Source organism: Teichococcus globiformis, assembly GCF_042646265.1.
In the GTDB taxonomy this organism is placed as follows: Bacteria; Pseudomonadota; Alphaproteobacteria; order Acetobacterales; family Acetobacteraceae; genus Pseudoroseomonas; species Pseudoroseomonas globiformis.
On the sequence record NZ_JBHRTN010000016.1, the window covers coordinates 1 to 838 of the forward strand.

The following is an 838-nucleotide window of genomic DNA, read 5'->3' on the forward strand; positions in this document are numbered from 1 at the left end:
TTCAGGCCGCGGCCGCGCGGCGTCGGAGCCAATCCTCGAGACTGGTCTGGCCGAGCCGCGCCTCACCCAGCGGCACCAGGGACAGCTCACGCACCTCGCCGCCGAAGTAGCGGGCCGACGGTTCGCGGGAGACTGGCCTCGGATCACCGACCTGGCGGAGATAGCGATCAACGAACGCGTCGAAGGGCGCGCGTTCCGGTCCGGCGATCTCCACAATGCCGTTGTGCGGCGCCTCAAGTGCCGTGTCCGCCAGGATTGCCGCCACGTCGTCGGCGGCAATGGGCTGGAACTGCCCTCCGGGCAGCCGGACAACGCCGTCCTGCGTGCTCATGTCGGCGATGCCGCCCAGGAACTCCATGAACTGGGTCGAGCGCAGGATGGTGAAGGGCGTGCCCGCCTGACGAACAATCTCTTCCTGCGCCAGCTTGGCCTGGAAGTAGGCATTCCCCGGCATCCGGTCGGTGCCGACGATGGACAGGGTGACGTGATGCCGCACGCCGGCCCGCCTGCCGGCCGCCTGGAGATTGCGGCCCGAGCTCTGGAAGAAGTCGAGCACGGCCTGCGTCTCGAAGCTCGGCGCGTTGCTGACGTCGATCACCGCCTCGGCGCCTTGCATGGCCTCATCCAGGCCTTCGCCGGTCAGCGTGTTGACGCCCGTGTCGGGTGAGGCGGCGACCGCCTGGTGTCCGGCCCGGCGCAGCAATCCCACGACCTTGGACCCGATCAGGCCGGTTCCGCCAATAACAACGATCTTCTTCGCGACACCCATGGTTCGGCTCTCCTCCGACCGGCGCCTCAGCGCGCCGGAACGAGGCAAACCCTACGCAGGGCCGCCCCT

The 838-nt window shown here is 68.9% G+C and carries 1 protein-coding gene; it reads right to left on the minus strand.

What is annotated here, in order from left to right:
* Nucleotide 1: 1 nt before the first annotated feature.
* Nucleotides 2–769 (minus strand): SDR family oxidoreductase, encoded by a 768-nt coding sequence (locus ACFOD4_RS14090; protein ID WP_379597381.1) that lies wholly within the window; start codon nt 767–769, stop codon nt 2–4.
* Nucleotides 770–838: the final 69 nt, after the last annotated feature.